Origin of the sequence: Collinsella acetigenes, from assembly GCF_012844445.1 — a bacterium.
Classification (GTDB): domain Bacteria; phylum Actinomycetota; class Coriobacteriia; order Coriobacteriales; family Coriobacteriaceae; genus Collinsella; species Collinsella acetigenes.
The window spans coordinates 108,451-124,000 of the sequence record NZ_JABBCP010000005.1 but is presented as its reverse complement, the minus strand read 5'-3'; the positions used below and the strand labels follow the sequence as shown (position 1 = coordinate 124,000).

The following is a 15,550-nucleotide window of genomic DNA, read 5'->3' as shown; positions in this document are numbered from 1 at the left end:
TGACCGGTGGACGGCGCTCGACCCGTATGTAGCGGGCTCGGGCGCGGGGGCGCCGCGGGGGATTCCCTGCGGCGCCCCCCTCTTTTTTCTCCATATCGTTCAGCCGAGGGCCCCGTGGGGCCCTTTTTTCATGCCGCGGTTCATATTCTTAATGCCAGTCCTGTCGATTTATTGGGACTTCTCAATCCGTGGGAATGCAGGGTTACTATAGTTTCATCGTTTAATACGTTTGCTTTTGTTTCCTTTTGAGAGGATTGCCATGAAGTACTTCGGAACCGATGGTTTTCGCGGCGAAGCCAATAATGGCCTCAATGTCGAGCATGCTTTTAAAATCGGTCGTTTTATTGGCTGGTACTATGGTGCACGCCAGGACAAGAAGGGCCGTATTGTTGTCGGTAAGGACACGCGCCGTTCGAGCTATATGTTCGAGGCCGCTATCGTTTCTGGACTCGTTGCTTCTGGTGCCGATGCGTATATGCTTCATGTTATCCCTACGCCCGGCGTTGCCTACGAGACTGTTGACGGTTGCTTTGATTGCGGCGTGATGATTAGCGCATCGCATAATCCTTATTCGGACAATGGTATCAAGCTCGTCAATGGCGACGGCTACAAGATGGAAGAGTCTGTCTTGGAGCAAATCGAGAGCTATATTGACGATGAGTTTGAGATCCCCCTTGCCACTGGTGATTCCATCGGCGCTACGATTGATTACATGCAAGGTCGAAATCGCTATATCGCTCACCTTATCTCAAGTGCTAACTTCTCCCTTCAGGGCGTTAAGATCGGTCTTGACTGTGCTAATGGCTCCGCGTCCTCTGTTGCCAAGCCTGTTTTTGACGCTTTGGGCGCTGATGTTCGCGTAATCAACAATAATCCCGATGGCTTCAACATTAATGTCGATTGCGGTTCTACCCACCTTGACCGTCTTCGCCGCCATGTGGTTGAGCAAGGTCTCGATGTTGGCTTTGCCTACGATGGCGATGCGGATCGCTGCCTTGCCGTCGATGAGCGCGGTAATGTCGTTGATGGCGATCTTATCCTGTACGTTTGCGGTGTTTATCTCAACAAGCACGGCCGTTTGACGGCTGGTACCGTTGTTCCTACCGTCATGAGCAACTTCGGCCTTTTCCGCGCGTTTGACGAAGCTCATCTTTCCTATGAGACCACCGCTGTTGGCGATAAGAATGTGTATGCGTGCATGCGCAAGAATGGTTATAGCCTTGGCGGCGAGCAGTCTGGACATATCATTTTTGGCGATATTGCGCAGACCGGCGACGGCATTCTTACAAGCTTGCGCATTATGGAGGTGCTGCGTGCTGAGCGCGAGACGCTTTCTCAGCTGTGCGCGCCAGTCAAGCTTTATCCGCAGCTACTCACCAATGTTCGCGTGACAGATAAGGAGGCCGCCATGAACGACGAGGCCGTTCTCGCTTCCGTCGAGGCGGCCGAGGAATTCTTGGGCGAGCGCGGACGCGTCTTGTTGCGCGCGAGTGGCACCGAGCCTCTTGTTCGCGTTTTGGCGGAGGCGCCGACTGATGAGCTTTGCCAAAAGGCGAGCGCCTTCATGCTCGATGCGCTCGAGCCTTTTCGCGCTTAATCGTCGTTCGCTGTATGACACTTGAAAGGGACTGTTCCGGGCAGTCCCTTTTTTATATCGAATTGCTCTTTTACGATATCATCGCTAGCGAACTGGGCATATAAAGTGCAACGGTTCATGCGTCGGAAAGGGGATGGAGCATGGCAGTATTCTATAAAGATCGGGCGGGAAACGTTCTTGCTGCGCTTTCGAGCGATATGCCCGCACCGGCTGGCTTTGAGGAGCTGACAGCAGGAACGGTCGATGCGGCTCGCGAAAAGCACGTTCCCGTTGTTTCGCTTGAGCGCGATGCCCATGTTATCCGTGTTACCGTGGGCGAAGTTGAGCACCCTATGCTTCCAGAGCACTATATCGAATGGATTGCACTTGAGGCTGAGGGGCGTCTTGAGATTCATCATCTCAAGCCAGGGCAGGTCCCTTCAACATTTTTTGCCGGCGGCGTTAAATCCGGCACCGTCTTTGCATTTTGCAATCTACATGGATTGTGGAGTGCTTCGTTTTAGGGTTTGATTCGACCGGTGTCGAGGGATCACGTGTCTAGACTGCATTCGATTTCTCTTTGGTGAGGCGCGAGTGCAAGTTTTTGGGCTGCGTGGTCCCTCGTTGCTATGTCGAGAACCTCGGTGGACGAGTATGATGGAATGGATGAAATCGATGGAAGGGGCGAGATGAGGCTGGCGTTGGCTCAGATGGATACGCGTTTAGGGGACATCGAGGGCATTTGCTCTCGCGTGTTCGATCAGGCCATGATAGCGTCATCGCATGGGGCGCGCCTTATGTGCGTTCCGGCACCGCTTACCGTCGGGATAGCGCCCACTTCACTCATCGAGTGCGGCAACTTCCAACATGCTTTGATCGTTGCTCTGCAGGCACTTGCGGAGAAGCTGGAGCCGTTGGGAATCGCTTGCCTATTCCCTTCCATCGTCTCGTTCGAGGGTGCGCCGATCTTTGAGATTTTTATTCTTCGAGATGGCCACGTTGTACCCGCCCGCTCCCTCATTGCGCGTGAGCGGGGCCCGCGTTCGGATGAGGCTTGGCTTCCCCCCGTTTTTGACATTGCCGGTACTCGTGTTGCCGTTTCTTTTGATTTGGCTCGGGATATGGAATCTCTTCCCGTTGGAACCGACCTTGTCATTTATTTCCCTGCGTACGGCTACGACGATTCGAATGAGGAGACCGCTGCCGTCGCTTCGATTCGCGATGGCTTCTTTGTTGATACGGTTGCCAAGACGGGTCTTTGGCTTGCCTGCATGGCACCTGTGGGCGCGTTTGACGGTGCAGTCTATACCGGCGGCTCATTTGTGATGGACGACGCCGAGCACGTTATCGCCGTGGCGCCTTGTTTTGAGGAAGGCCTACTTATTTCGGAAATCTCCCATGGGACTGTTCCGGACTCGATTGACCCAGATCTTTTGCCACGCTGGAATCGTGAGGAATGGCTTTGGGAATCGACTCGTCTGTATCTGCGCGATGTCGTCGCTCGCCAGGCGTCTGGTAGGGTTGCGCTTTTACTGTCGGGCGATCTTGCTACGTCACTTCTTGCTGCGCTCGCGGTGGATGCCGTTGGCTCCCGAAACGTGATTGGCGTCGTCGTACAACATGAGGGGGCATTGACTCCTCAGGAGGAATGCGCCGAGAACGAGCGTTTGCGTATTGCTCGTCAAGTTGCAAGCAATCTTCGAATTCAGGTTGTCGAATGCGAGCCATCTTCGAGCTGTGGGTGCGAAGAGGCATGGACGACCCTTGAATGCGATGACGAGACGAAGCATCTTGGTAAGGCTAAGGCGACCTCGAACGCACGGGGGGAAGATCTTGATGCTTTACTCGGGGTTGCGCGCCGTGTTGATGCATGCTGCGTGAGCGCTATGACAAAAACCGAGTATGCTCTTTGTGCGCCTGCTGCCTTAAGGGATGGTCTCTCGCGCTGTGTGTGCGCGCCATTTGGCGATATCTATCTATCCAATCTTGAATTTATCGCACGTTGGCGTAATCGTCGCTCCCTTGTGATTCCGGAATCGCTCGTATCTCTCGCATCGGTTGAGGGAGGTATAGGCTCGATTATCGACCGCGCGATTCCTGCGCTGACGGGAGATGGCGAGCTTGAGGAAAAGGTGGCGTCTGTTCTCCGCTCACAGGCACCCTCCAAAATCGACGAGGCTTTGAGGGCTCATATCGACAAAGGGCTGGACTTTGAAGAGAACCCGCTTGCCGGTTCATCTCCCCAGGCGCTTCGGGCTCTTATGCTCTTGATTCAATATGGCGAAGCGGCACGTCGAAAGCTCCCCGCCATGCCGGTTCTTTCTGCTCGCTCGCTTGCCGAGAGAAGCTGGCCGATCTCTTTGGGTTGGTCGGATATGGGGCGCGATGGAGAAGACCTCATGACAGTCGATGCCCTTATCCAAATGGAGCAGGAGCGCTCCTCTGCGGAGGGCTCTTCGCATCGAGCTCAAGCTCGTGACGAGATTATGGGTTTGATTGGAAATCTTTTTGGAATAACGCCCGAACAGATGGCTCACATGCAGAGCGAAGAGGGGCAGCGCGAGCTTCGTCAAGGGCTTGGCGATATCGAGTCGATGCTGCGTAAGATGATGGAATCGTCCCAAGGCGCGATGGGCTCCGCTGGACCCGATGGAGCAAACCAGGGCGCGCAATTTCGTGGCGTGTTTCCATTTACGCCCGGCGGCACGGCCCCGTTTTTCTCGCAAAACTAGACATACGGCCTCATCGATTAGACTGTGCTCAAAAGACGCCTCCCATCGTGGTATATTAGAACAGATGTTCGTGCCTGAAGGGAGGCGCATGATTATTCTCGGAATCGACCCCGGACTTGCTCATACGGGTTGGGGGATTGTTGAAGAACGGGGTGGCGATGTTCGCTGCCGCGCCTACGGATGCATCGAAACGGCAGCGGGGAATGATCTTGCTGTGCGCCTTCGGCATATCGCCGATGATTTGTCGGCTGTGGTTGAGCGATATCACCCTCAGGAGGCCTGTATCGAGAGCGTCTATTTTGGCGTTAACGTTAGGTCTGCGATCCCGACTGCGCATGCGCGCGGTGCCGCGCTGGTGGCGGTATCGTTATGCGGCGTCGAGGTGGGCGAGTACACCCCCATGCAGATTAAACAGTCGGTTGTGGGGACTGGCGCTGCCGATAAGGGTCAAGTGACCTATATGGTTAGAAATCTTCTGCATTTGGATCATGACCCTAAACCCGATCATGCTGCGGACGCCTTGGCATGTGCCATCTGCCATGCCCATTTGCGTCATACCGATGCGGTGACGCGCGGTGAATTTGTTCAAAAGAGGGGAAACGGCTACTCATGATCTCGTTGATATGCGGAACGCTCGTTGAAGCGACGGCTCAGTATGCCATCATCGATGCTGCGGGGATTGGCTTCGAGCTGGGCATCTCGAGCATGACGGCAGCAGCGCTGCCGGCCTTGGGTACTGAGTGCCGTCTTTACGCGCGTCTCCAGGTGCGCGAGGATTCTATGACGCTTTTTGGCTTTGCTTCGAAGGAAGAGCGTGCGATGTTCGATCACCTATTGAGCGTGTCGGGTGTGGGGCCTCGTCTGGCGCTAGCCATTCTTTCACGCTACAGCGTGTCGCAGCTATACTCCATTGTGATGGCCGAGGATGCGACGTCGATGTCTGCCGTGTCCGGTGTGGGGAAAAAGACTGCACAGCGTTTAATTTTGGAATTGAAAAGTACCTTTGCAAAGGATCACTCATTTGCCGTTGCCGAGACTCCGGCTGTAAATCAGACGGTCATGACTTTTCCGCACGAGTCTTCTGTGCTTGAGGATGCGCGTCAGGCGCTTCTCTCCATGGGATTCAGCCCGCAGGAGACGGAGCTTGCGCTTGATGGGTATGATGGCCAGGGGATGCGAGTTGAAGATTTGCTGGGTGCCGCGCTGCGTCGTCTTGGAATGGAAGCATAATGTGGGAAGTCGACGAATCTGAAGATCTCTGGGCCGATGCGCCGCGAGGGAATGCAGCCTCTCAGGGTAGGGAAGACGCCGAGCGCTTGGTGACGGGCGACCTGACCGCCGATGACCTTGATGTGGAACGCTCGCTTCGCCCTCAGCGTCTTGATGATTACTGCGGACAGGAGCATATCAAGCAAAGTCTCCGTATTCTTATCCAGGCTGCTCAAAGCCGCGGCGAGTGTCTTGACCATGTTATTTTTTCGGGACCTCCCGGACTGGGCAAGACGACCCTGGCGACTGTTATCGCCAACGAACTGGGTGCGCAAATTAAAACAACGTCAGGACCGGCGATTGCTCGCACGGGGGACCTCGCGGCGATTCTCACTAATCTTCAACCGGGCGATGTTCTCTTTATCGATGAGATCCATCGCCTCAATCGCTCCATCGAAGAGATTCTATATCCCGCGATGGAAGATTTTTCGCTCGATATCGTTATTGGTAAAGGGCCTGCTGCGCGTTCGATTAGACTTGATATTCCCCATTTCACCTTGGTGGGAGCCACGACGCGCTCGGGTATGCTCACGGGTCCTCTACGCGACCGTTTTGGTATCTCATTTAGGCTCGACTACTATTCAGTTGAAGACCTTGCAGAGATCGTCGCGCGTTCGGCGAGCATCCTGGGGGTCACTATCGATCGCCAGTCGGCCTTGGAGATCGCCTCTCGGTCCCGTGGAACCCCCCGTTTGGCAAACCGGTTGCTTAAGCGCGTGCGAGACTATGCCCAAGTGCGCGGTGATGGTCCCATTGAGCTTGATATCGCACGGGAAGCGCTCTCTTTTTTCGAGATCGATGAGCTCGGTCTCGACTGGATGGACATTCGCATCCTTGAGACGCTCGTCAAAACATTTCGCGGTCGCGCCGTCGGGCTAACGACGCTTGCGAGCGCTGTGGGCGAAGACCCCTCGACGCTCGAAGATGTATATGAGCCTTATCTTCTCCAACGTGGACTTATCATCAGGACACCCCAGGGGCGCATCGCTACTCTTACCGCTTTCGACCACTTGGGAGTTACCCCGCCATCTGGAGTCTAGGTTCTTGAGAAACGTTGTATGCTAAATGCACTGTGCAATTCGCGAGAAAGGCCTTCATATGCCAACCGATATTGAGATCGCCCACTCTGTCAAGCCGCTTCCCATCACTCAGGTTGCCCAAGAGGCCGGCATCGATGAGAGCTATTTGACGCCCTATGGATTCGATAAAGCCAAGGTCGACTATGCTCTTCTTAATAGCCCCGAGCATGCGGATTCGATTTCCTCTTCTGCCCTGGTTTTGGTGACCGCCATCAATCCGACTCCTGCAGGCGAAGGTAAAACCACGACCACTATCGGCCTTGCCGATGGACTGCGCCGTCGCGGTGTGAAGAGCGCTGTTGCACTTCGTGAGCCTTCGCTTGGTCCTGTCTTTGGCGTCAAGGGCGGCGCTGCCGGCGGCGGTTACGCTCAGGTTATCCCTATGGAGGACATCAACCTGCACTTCACGGGCGATTTCCATGCTATTGGTGCCGCGAATAATCTGTTGGCGGCCATGCTTGATAATCATATCCAACAGGGTAACAAGCTTGGTATCGACGTTAAGCGCGTGACGTGGAAGCGCGTTGTCGACATGAACGATCGCCAGCTGCGCCATGTGATTGACGGCATTGGCGGCAAGGCTCAGGGTGTGCCGCGTGAAGATGGATTTGATATCACCGTTGCCTCCGAGGTTATGGCGATCCTGTGTCTGGCGACCTCTATTGCCGACCTAAAGCAGCGTCTGGGCGAGATTGTGGTGGCCTACACCTATGAGGGAAAGCCCGTGACGGCTTCTGATCTTAAGGCCCAAGGTGCTATGGCCGCTCTGCTGAAGGACGCCTTAAAGCCCAATTTGGTTCAGACGCTCGAGCACACCCCTGCTTTTGTACATGGTGGGCCCTTTGCGAACATTGCCCATGGATGCAACTCTGTCATGGCAACGCGCATGGCTCTGTGCTTTGGCGACATTGCAATTACGGAGGCTGGGTTCGGTGCCGACCTCGGTGCCGAGAAATTCTTTGATATCAAATGCCGCATGACGGGTCTCTATCCGCGTGCTGTGGTTGTTGTTGCAACGGCTCGTGCCCTTAAGTACAACGGCGGCGTTGCCAAGGCCAATCTGAACGAAGAGAACCTCGATGCTCTTCGCGCTGGCCTGCCCAACCTGTTCCGTCACGTACAGAACATCAAGGATGTCTTTGGCGTCGAGACAATTGTCGCCATCAACCATTTCCCGACCGATACCGAAGTCGAGCTCAAGGTTATCGAGGATGAATGTGCCGCACGCGGCATCTGTGTTTCCCTCTCTGATGCGTGGGCTGCCGGCGGCGAAGGTACGCTTGATCTTGCAGATAAGGTTGTTGCGGCTGTCCGGAAGACTCCGGCTCCTGTGCCTGCGTTTACGTATGAGACGGGTTCCGATGTCGCTGATGCCTTGGAGGCTATCGCCACAAAGATCTATCATGCCGATGGCGTCGATTTCACGCCGGCGGCGAAGCGCCAGCTCGCTGAACTGCGTGAGAATGGATTCGGTAACTTGCCCGTCTGTGTTGCCAAGACGCAGTATAGCTTTAGCGACGACGCCAAGAAGCTCGGTGCCCCCGAGGGCTTCCGCATCACGGTGCGTGAACTCAAGGTTTCCGCCGGAGCCCACTTTGTGGTTGCTCTTACCGGCAGCGTTTTGACCATGCCGGGCCTTCCGCGCGTTCCGGCTGCCGAGAATATTGATATCGACGACAACGGCGTCATTACCGGCCTGTTCTAAGCTGAGCGTCGTTTTCGGTGCCGGCGTTTTCTAGCTTGCTTGCAAGGGTGCGATCTGGATGGGTCGCACCCTTTTTATGGCTATCGATAGGAAACGACGATGGTGCTGCTTGCTGACAAGTTTTTAGTTATGGACTACACTTCACGGAACCGCACAAACGCATTATGGATGCAGTGCATACATGAGGGGCTATCAAAATGGCGCAAGTGATGATGGATAAGACGTGCCGAGACTTCGCCGAGGCTCTGGCGGCGCGAGAGCCGGTTCCGGGCGGGGGGAGCGCAAGCGCTTACGTGGGGGCTCTGGGCGCTTCTCTGTGCTCCATGGTCGCGCGCTATGGTGCCAGCAATCCCCGTTTTGCCGAGGTTGAGGATGACCTTCGTCATGCTATCGCAGCTTCGGGTCGGATTGGCTTTGAGCTGCTTGAGTTGGTGGAGGAAGATGTGCGAGCTTACGGCCTTGTCTCTGCGGCATATGGAATGGAGCGAGGCAACCCGCATCGTTCCGAGGTGATTCAGGATGCTCTCCACGAGGCTGCCTTGCCTCCTTACCGCATTATGGTCGCCTGTTCGCGCGTGCTTGCCCTGCTTGAGGAAATGGCCGATAAGGGCTCCCGTCAACTTCTTTCAGACGTTGCCTGCGGCGCTGTGTTTTGCCGCGCTGCGTTGCAGGGCGCAAGCCTAACGCTTTTTGCGAACACGACGTCCATGAAGGATCGCGAGCGTGCCGAGGAGCTCGAGCGCGAGTGCGACGCATTACTCGATACCTGGTTGCCGCGGGCGGATGGTCTTGCCAAACGTGCGGCTGACGCCGCAAGGAAACGGAGCTGATATGGCCGCATTGCTTAAGGGCGCGTCTGTTGCAAAGGCGATTACCGCTGAGTTGGTCGAGCGTGAGCGAAAATTGGAATCGCTGGGGGTCGTGCCTACGCTGGCTATCGTGCGCGTGGGTGAGCGTGAGGATGACCTTTCCTATGAGCGTGGGGCCCTTAAGCGCTGTGAAAAAGTTGGCATTTCTTGTCGTCGTTTCCTTTTGCCTGCAGACGTTTCTCAAGAAGAGCTGTTGCGCGTCGTCGCCGAGGTCAATGAAGACCCCTCTATTCATGGATGCTTGATGTTCCGCCCTCTTCCGGCGCATCTCAAAGAAGACATGGTCGCGGCAGCGCTTTTGCCAAAAAAGGATGTTGATAGCATGACATCCGCGTCGTTGCTGTCGACGCTGAGTGGTCTTGGTGCTGGTTATGCGCCCTGCACTGCCGAGGCGGTGCTGGCGATATTGGATCACTACGGAATCGACCTTGATGGTGCGAACGTTGTCGTGGTCGGCCGTTCGCTGGTGATTGGCAAGCCGGTTGCTTCCATGCTTCTTGCGCGCAATGCCACGGTAACTGCTTGCCATACGCACACAAGGGATTTGGCCGATGTGTGCCGTCGAGCGGATGTTGTCGTTGCCGCTGCGGGCCATGCCTGCACGCTGGGGGCGGATGCGGTGCGCTCGGGCCAAATTATTATCGATGTGGGGATCAACTGGGATGCACAGGCCAAAAAACTTGTGGGCGATGTTGATTTTGAGGCTGTCGAACCTCTTGTCGATGCCGTGACGCCCGTTCCTGGAGGGGTTGGCGCGGTGACGACGGCGATACTTGCGCGCCATGTGATCTGTGCTGCGGAAGAAGCTTGCGGGCATGTTGTCCGCACAATGCAGTAGCCCCGCACTTGTACTTTAATGCATACAAAAAGCCCAGGCAGACGCCTGGGCTTTTTGTATGGGACTGCCTGTGTTGGCAGATGCTATACAGGGTGACCCTGCTTTAGCCGATTTTGCGGACGTTGATGGCCTGGGTCTCGCCGGGCTTTTTGCCAGGGCCAACCTCGTACTCAACGCGATCTCCCTCATCGAGGGTCTTGAAGCCGTCCATCTGGATAGCGCTAAAGTGAACAAAAATATCGGATTTCGCGCTGTCCTGCTGGGCCTCGTCGGGAGCGATGAAACCATAGCCCTTCTCGCGGAAGAACGATTTTTTAAGCGTACCGGTTGCCATGAGTGACCTTTCTTTCTGCGCCCATAGGGGCAATACTGCGCGCAAGCTGCACGTTGAGCGTCATAATACTCCAGTGCGATGCAGTGAATTTCATAAAACTCAATTGGTAACAAATGAAGTTACAAAGGTTTTCCGGAGGTTTACACTAGACACTCGATAGGGCAAACGCACCTGCTGGCTCTGCCGGCAAGAAGGAGGATTTAATGCCTTGTACGACGATTTTAGTTGGTAAGCGAGCGAGCTATGATGGCTCGACGATTGTTGCGCGCAATGAAGATGCAAGCAACGGCAAGTTCACGCCAAAACAGATGATTGTTGTCGAACCCAAGCAGCAGCCCCGTCACTACAAAAGCGTTATCTCGCATCTGGCTATCGAGCTTGACGAGGAGCCCATGCGATACACGGCAGTCCCCGATGCGCTTCGTGAGGACGGAATTTGGGCCGAGGCTGGCATCAACGATGCCAATGTTGCCCTGAGCGCGACCGAGACCATCACTTCGAATGAGCGCGTGCTCGGTGCCGATCCTTTGGTCGAGCTGGTTCCCGCGTGCGGTACAGAGGGCGAGGAGGGCTATATTTCCGAGGTGCCGGGTGGTATCGGCGAAGAAGACATTACGACGCTGGTGCTGCCTTACGCTACGTCTGCCCGCGATGGCGTGCGTAGGCTTGGAAGGCTGCTCGAGACGTACGGAACGTACGAGATGAATGGCATTGCAATCTCGGATGTTGATGAAATTTGGTGGCTCGAGACGGTTGGCGGCCATCATTGGATCGCGAAGCGTGTACCGGATGACGCCTATGTGACGATGCCGAATCAGCTCGGTATCGATTCCTTTGATCTTGCAGATGCCGAGGGACAACAGCTGGAACATATGGCGAGTGCGGACCTTCGCGCTTGGATGAATATGCATCATTTAGATTTGACGCTTCGTGAGGAAGGGGAGGAAGAAGATATCTTCAACCCGCGCGAGGCATTTGGTTCGCACAGCGATTCCGACCACGTTTACAACACGCCGCGCGCATGGTATATGCAACGCTGCTTGAACCCCAGCGATTGCTGGGACGGCGATGAGGCGGTGTTCACACCCGAGTCCGACGATATCCCCTGGAGCCGGATTCCGGAGCGTAAGGTGACGATTGAAGACATCCGCTACGTTCTGGCCGCCCATTATCAGGGAACGCCGTATGACCCCTATGGCACGCTTGGTACCGACAAGACGCGTTCGATGTATCGTCCTATCGGTATCAACAGGAACTGCCAGCTTGCCGTCTTGCAGATCCGCCCCTACGTTCCCCAGAGCCATCGCGGCGTTCAGTGGATGTCATTTGGCTCCAATCCGTTCAATGCCCTCGTGCCGTTTTTCACCAATGTGCGCGAAGCGCCTGAGTATCTGGCAAACACGACAGCACGTGTTTCGACCGATAGCTTCTATTGGGCAAATCGTCTGATTGCGGCCCTTGCCGATGCTCGTTTTCGTGATAACGAAAACGCTATCGATCGCTATCGCGAGAAGGTTGGCGCTTTTGGGCATAAGCTGATTCACGAGACCGATGAGGCCTTGGCCTGCTGCCCCGAGGGAGATGTCCAAGCGGTCCTTGCAGCGGCAAATCTGCGCATGGCAGATTATCTGCGAGAGCAAACCGATGCCCTTCTTTCAAAGGTGCTCTATACCACGAGCCTTGCCATGAAAAATCACTTTGCGATGTCGGATAACTAACAGAAACGAGAGCGCTGTTATGGCGCCGTTTAATGGGGTACAAGGGGAGCAATGGTATGTACAGCAAAGCGTTGCTCTGTTTCGAGGAGGCAACTGATGGTTACTAAATTCGAAGAGCTTGTCCACGGTATGGTCAACATTGGCTTTGGCGCTGCGGCACTTACGGCCGAGAAGGGCAAAGAGGTGCTCGACACGCTGAATGCCAAGGGGGAACAGGTTCGCTCCGATGCAACGGCGCCCGACTTCGCGCGCTCCATGTCTGACATCTTCGAACAGGCGGGCGGCACGTTCTCCGATGTGACCGAGCGTTTGGGCGCAAAGGGCGAGTCAGCGGCTGAGCGCGTGCTCGACGAGCTCATCTTGGCGCGTGTTCGTTTCCTTACCAAAGCTGAGCGTACCGAGTTTTTGGCTCACGTGCGTGATCTGGTTGATTCGGTCGACGATGCGACGGTGACGGTCAAGGTCGAGGTCGAGTCCGCCGATGCAGGGGCAGATGAGACGAATCAGGCAGAGGGCCAGGACGAGTAGCCGCATATGGCCTCCAACGTGAACGAAATCCATACGCATGATGTCGACGCCGACGTCGCCGCGGTGATGGAAGAAATGGAAGCGCGGACGCGTGATGGAAAGCGTCACTCGCGCGCTGCCGATGTCTTTCCACAGGAGCCGGAGGTCATGGCTCCCACGGAGGAGTATCAGCTCTCTGCCGCCGGTCGACGCCAGCGTATCGCCGAGATTATCCGATTAGTGCGCAAGTACCAGGTGTGGAACAACCTCACGCCGGTTCGCCTGCGTTGCCTGATCGAAGAGCTTGGCCCCATGTTTGTCAAGATGGGGCAGATTCTTGCCAACCGTTCTGAGATTTTGCCCCAGCCATTTTGCGATGAGCTGCGCCGCTTGCGCTCCGATGTGGACCCGGTTCCCTATCAAGTGGTCCTAGAGTGCCTTGAGGCTGAGTATGGTCAGGAGCTCGGCACTATTTTTGATGCGATCGACCCGAACCCCTTGGGTAGCGCATCGCTTGCCCAAGTGCATCGCGCGCGCCTGGCAACGGGCGAGGATGTTGCCGTCAAGGTACAGCGACCCGGCGCGCAGCAGGTTATGGCTCAAGATATCGACATCATGCGCTCGATTGTCCGTCATGCCTCTAAGTTTGTGAAAACCGATCAGTTCGTGGACCTCAAGGGCGTGGTCGAAGAGCTGTGGCAATCCTTCCGCGAGGAGACGAACTTCCTTATGGAGGCGCGCAACCTCGACGATTTTTACGCCTATCACAAGAACACGCGCGGTATCTCATGCCCGCGCTCATATTTGAAGTTCTGCACTGAGCATGTTGTGGTGATGGATTATATCGATGGCATCTCGATTGGCGATCCCGATCGTTTGTGCGCGGAGGGTTACGACCTGGAGAAGATAGGCGGGCAAATTGTGGAGGACTATTCCACGCAGGTGCTCGACGATGGCTTTTTCCATGCCGATCCTCATGCAGGCAACATCATTCTTAAAGACGGTGTCATCTACTTTATAGACTTGGGCATGGTTGGGCGCATGTCGAGTCATGATCGCGGTATCGTGAAAGACATGATCTTTGCCGTTGCCGAGGGCGATGTTCCCAAGCTCAAGGATTCGCTGATGCGATTTGCGGTCACGCGTGGCGATTCCGCCTCGCTCGACCACACCGCATTCTTGTCGGACCTTGATTTCATCGTGGCCGATTTTGCCGGCCTCGACCTTAAGGATTTGGATATCGGAGAGTTTCTCACCTCGTTGGTGAGCCTTGCACGCAAGAACAATGTCGAACTCCCCAGCGTGGTTACGATGTTCGCTCGCGGCATGGTGACGCTTGAGGGCTTGCTGACCGAGTATATGCCCAATGTCAATATGGTTCAGATTATCTCGACGCATATCAAGAACGAGAAAAGCAGTTACAGGCGTATACAGGAGACTGCTCAGGATTTGGCGCACGATGCCTATCGGGCGGCAAAGGGCCAACTCGAGGCAGCCGAGTATCTTGGCCTTGCATCGCGCATGCTCACACGAGGCCAGCTGAAGATCAACGCTCAGCTGCTGGGCTCCGAGGCTGTCTTGCGCCATCTTGGCAGCATCGTCGACCGCATGTCCATGGCTATCGTTATCGCTGGCCTATTTATCGGTTCGTCGGTGGTCTACTATGCAAAAATCGAGCCGGTGGTTTTTGGTATTCCGGTCATTGGCTTTATCGGCTATCTTTCGGCATTGATCCTTGCATTGGGCCTTGGCCGTGAGATATGGCGCAATAGTCACGGGAAAATGCGATAGCAGCACTTGGGCGCTTTGTATCTGGAAGATATGAGGACATCCGGCGTTTTGAAGCAGGGTTGCTCACCACATGGGTATGCATAGTAGGAGAAATAGCAGCTCGATGCGCTTTGGAGATGAGGGTGAAGTATGTGTACTGCCGTTAGGTTTACCGATGCCCAGGGGAATATGTATCTGGGCAGAAATCTCGACTGGGCGTTTGGATATGGTGAACGCCCACGCGTTTGGTCAAAGGGCTCAAGCGTGCCCTATACGTTTTTGGATGACGCGCCTGCAGACCATGCCGTGATTGGCATGTGCATCGACTATCAGGGCTATCCCATGTTCTTTGATTGCGGAAACGATGCGGGCCTTGCTGTTGCAGGTCTTAATTTTCCTGGGTATGCTAAGTTTCCTTCCGCGCCCAAGAACGGTGCCACGAACGTTTGCGCGTATGAGTTTCCCTTTTGGGTGACGGCGAACTTCTCAACGGTCGACGAAGTTGAGGCGGCGCTTGCGAACACGGTGATCGTGGGAAAGCCGGCAGGCGAGGGTTTGGGCGTTTCGTATCTGCACTGGATTATCGGTGATGCAAACCGCAGCATCGTGGTCGAGCAGATGACAGACGGTCTGCATGTTCATAACGACCCGGTTGATGTTCTTGCCAATCAGCCCGCGTTCGATTGGCATATGGAAAACCTCCGCACCTACATCACTGCCAATAACGGTTTTCCACAGGCGGCCGTGTGGGGTAAGGCCGAACTCAAGCCCTTTGGTGCCGGCGCGGGCATGCGCGGCATCCCGGGCGACTGCTATTCGCCCTCGCGTTTTGTCAAGACGGCCTTCCTCAATGCGAACTACCCGACAAAAGACGGTTCGGTGGGCAACATCGCCCGCATGTTCCATACGCTGGGAAATGTATCGATGGTCGAGGGCGCTGCCGCCATGGCTGACGGTCAGTTTGAGAAGACTATCTATACGGCCTGCTTTGAGGCGTCGACAGGGATGTATTACTACAACACCTACGACGATCCTACGATCTATTGCGTGAGCCTGGCGGATGCAGATGGGGCTATTGGATTGGTGACGCCCAAGCCGGCCCGATTCGACCCGAGCTCCTGCTAGTGCGAGGCTGGTCTTTTTGGTATAGAGC

Annotated in this window: 14 protein-coding genes; 13 read left to right on the top strand and 1 reads right to left on the bottom strand. The window is 55.5% G+C overall.

Annotated elements, in window-relative coordinates; translation table 11 throughout:
• Positions 1-259 precede the first annotated feature (259 nt).
• From glmM to HF320_RS07070, 9 genes are all read left to right on the top strand, one after another.
• Complete coding sequence (glmM, locus tag HF320_RS07110; protein WP_169277699.1) at positions 260-1,597, top strand: phosphoglucosamine mutase; 1,338 nt, start codon at positions 260-262, stop codon at positions 1,595-1,597.
• A 140-nt stretch (positions 1,598-1,737) separates the two neighbouring features.
• Complete coding sequence (locus tag HF320_RS07105) at positions 1,738-2,100, top strand: desulfoferrodoxin family protein (protein WP_169277698.1); 363 nt, start codon at positions 1,738-1,740, stop codon at positions 2,098-2,100.
• A 138-nt stretch (positions 2,101-2,238) separates the two neighbouring features.
• A complete protein-coding gene (locus HF320_RS07100; protein WP_169277697.1) occupies positions 2,239-4,308 on the top strand; it encodes an NAD(+) synthetase in 2,070 nt (689 codons plus the stop codon).
• 88 nt (positions 4,309-4,396) lie between these two features.
• Positions 4,397-4,921 carry a crossover junction endodeoxyribonuclease RuvC gene (ruvC, locus tag HF320_RS07095; RefSeq protein WP_022386421.1) on the top strand — a complete coding sequence of 175 codons (525 nt, stop codon included), beginning with the start codon at positions 4,397-4,399 and terminating at the stop codon, positions 4,919-4,921.
• Complete coding sequence (gene ruvA / locus HF320_RS07090) at positions 4,918-5,538, top strand: Holliday junction branch migration protein RuvA (RefSeq protein ID WP_169277696.1); 621 nt, start codon at positions 4,918-4,920, stop codon at positions 5,536-5,538. Before ruvC ends, ruvA begins: the two co-directional genes overlap by 4 nt.
• The gene (gene ruvB, locus HF320_RS07085) at positions 5,538-6,617 is read left to right on the top strand and encodes a Holliday junction branch migration DNA helicase RuvB (protein ID WP_075843696.1); all 1,080 of its coding nucleotides are present in this window, start codon (positions 5,538-5,540) and stop codon (positions 6,615-6,617) included. Before ruvA ends, ruvB begins: the two co-directional genes overlap by 1 nt.
• Before the next feature lie 58 nt (positions 6,618-6,675).
• Positions 6,676-8,361 carry a formate--tetrahydrofolate ligase gene (locus tag HF320_RS07080; protein ID WP_169277695.1) on the top strand — a complete coding sequence of 562 codons (1,686 nt, stop codon included), beginning with the start codon at positions 6,676-6,678 and terminating at the stop codon, positions 8,359-8,361.
• 209 nt (positions 8,362-8,570) lie between these two features.
• Complete coding sequence (locus tag HF320_RS07075; RefSeq protein ID WP_248276660.1) at positions 8,571-9,191, top strand: cyclodeaminase/cyclohydrolase family protein; 621 nt, start codon at positions 8,571-8,573, stop codon at positions 9,189-9,191.
• Between the two features lies 1 nt (position 9,192).
• Positions 9,193-10,068 (top strand): bifunctional 5,10-methylenetetrahydrofolate dehydrogenase/5,10-methenyltetrahydrofolate cyclohydrolase, encoded by an 876-nt coding sequence (locus HF320_RS07070; RefSeq protein ID WP_169277693.1) that lies wholly within the window; start codon positions 9,193-9,195, stop codon positions 10,066-10,068.
• Positions 10,069-10,171: 103 nt separating this feature from the next.
• Here the strand turns inward: HF320_RS07070 and HF320_RS07065 are convergent, their stop codons facing one another.
• Positions 10,172-10,402, bottom strand: a complete 231-nt coding sequence (locus HF320_RS07065) for a cold-shock protein (RefSeq protein WP_022386428.1) — start codon at positions 10,400-10,402, stop codon at positions 10,172-10,174.
• Between the two features lie 203 nt (positions 10,403-10,605).
• On the opposite strand from HF320_RS07065, the gene HF320_RS07060 reads away from it, so the two are divergent.
• The 4 genes from HF320_RS07060 to bsh all read left to right on the top strand — a co-directional run bounded on the left by HF320_RS07060 (position 10,606) and on the right by bsh (position 15,522).
• Entirely contained in the window at positions 10,606-12,120 is a 1,515-nt protein-coding gene (locus tag HF320_RS07060; RefSeq protein WP_169277692.1) for a C69 family dipeptidase, read from the top strand.
• A 96-nt stretch (positions 12,121-12,216) separates the two neighbouring features.
• Complete coding sequence (locus HF320_RS07055) at positions 12,217-12,648, top strand: hypothetical protein (RefSeq protein WP_169277691.1); 432 nt, start codon at positions 12,217-12,219, stop codon at positions 12,646-12,648.
• A 66-nt stretch (positions 12,649-12,714) separates the two neighbouring features.
• A complete protein-coding gene (locus HF320_RS07050) occupies positions 12,715-14,418 on the top strand; it encodes an ABC1 kinase family protein (protein ID WP_248276666.1) in 1,704 nt (567 codons plus the stop codon).
• Positions 14,419-14,547: 129 nt separating this feature from the next.
• A complete protein-coding gene (bsh, locus tag HF320_RS07045; protein ID WP_169277689.1) occupies positions 14,548-15,522 on the top strand; it encodes a choloylglycine hydrolase in 975 nt (324 codons plus the stop codon).
• Positions 15,523-15,550 lie beyond the last annotated feature (28 nt).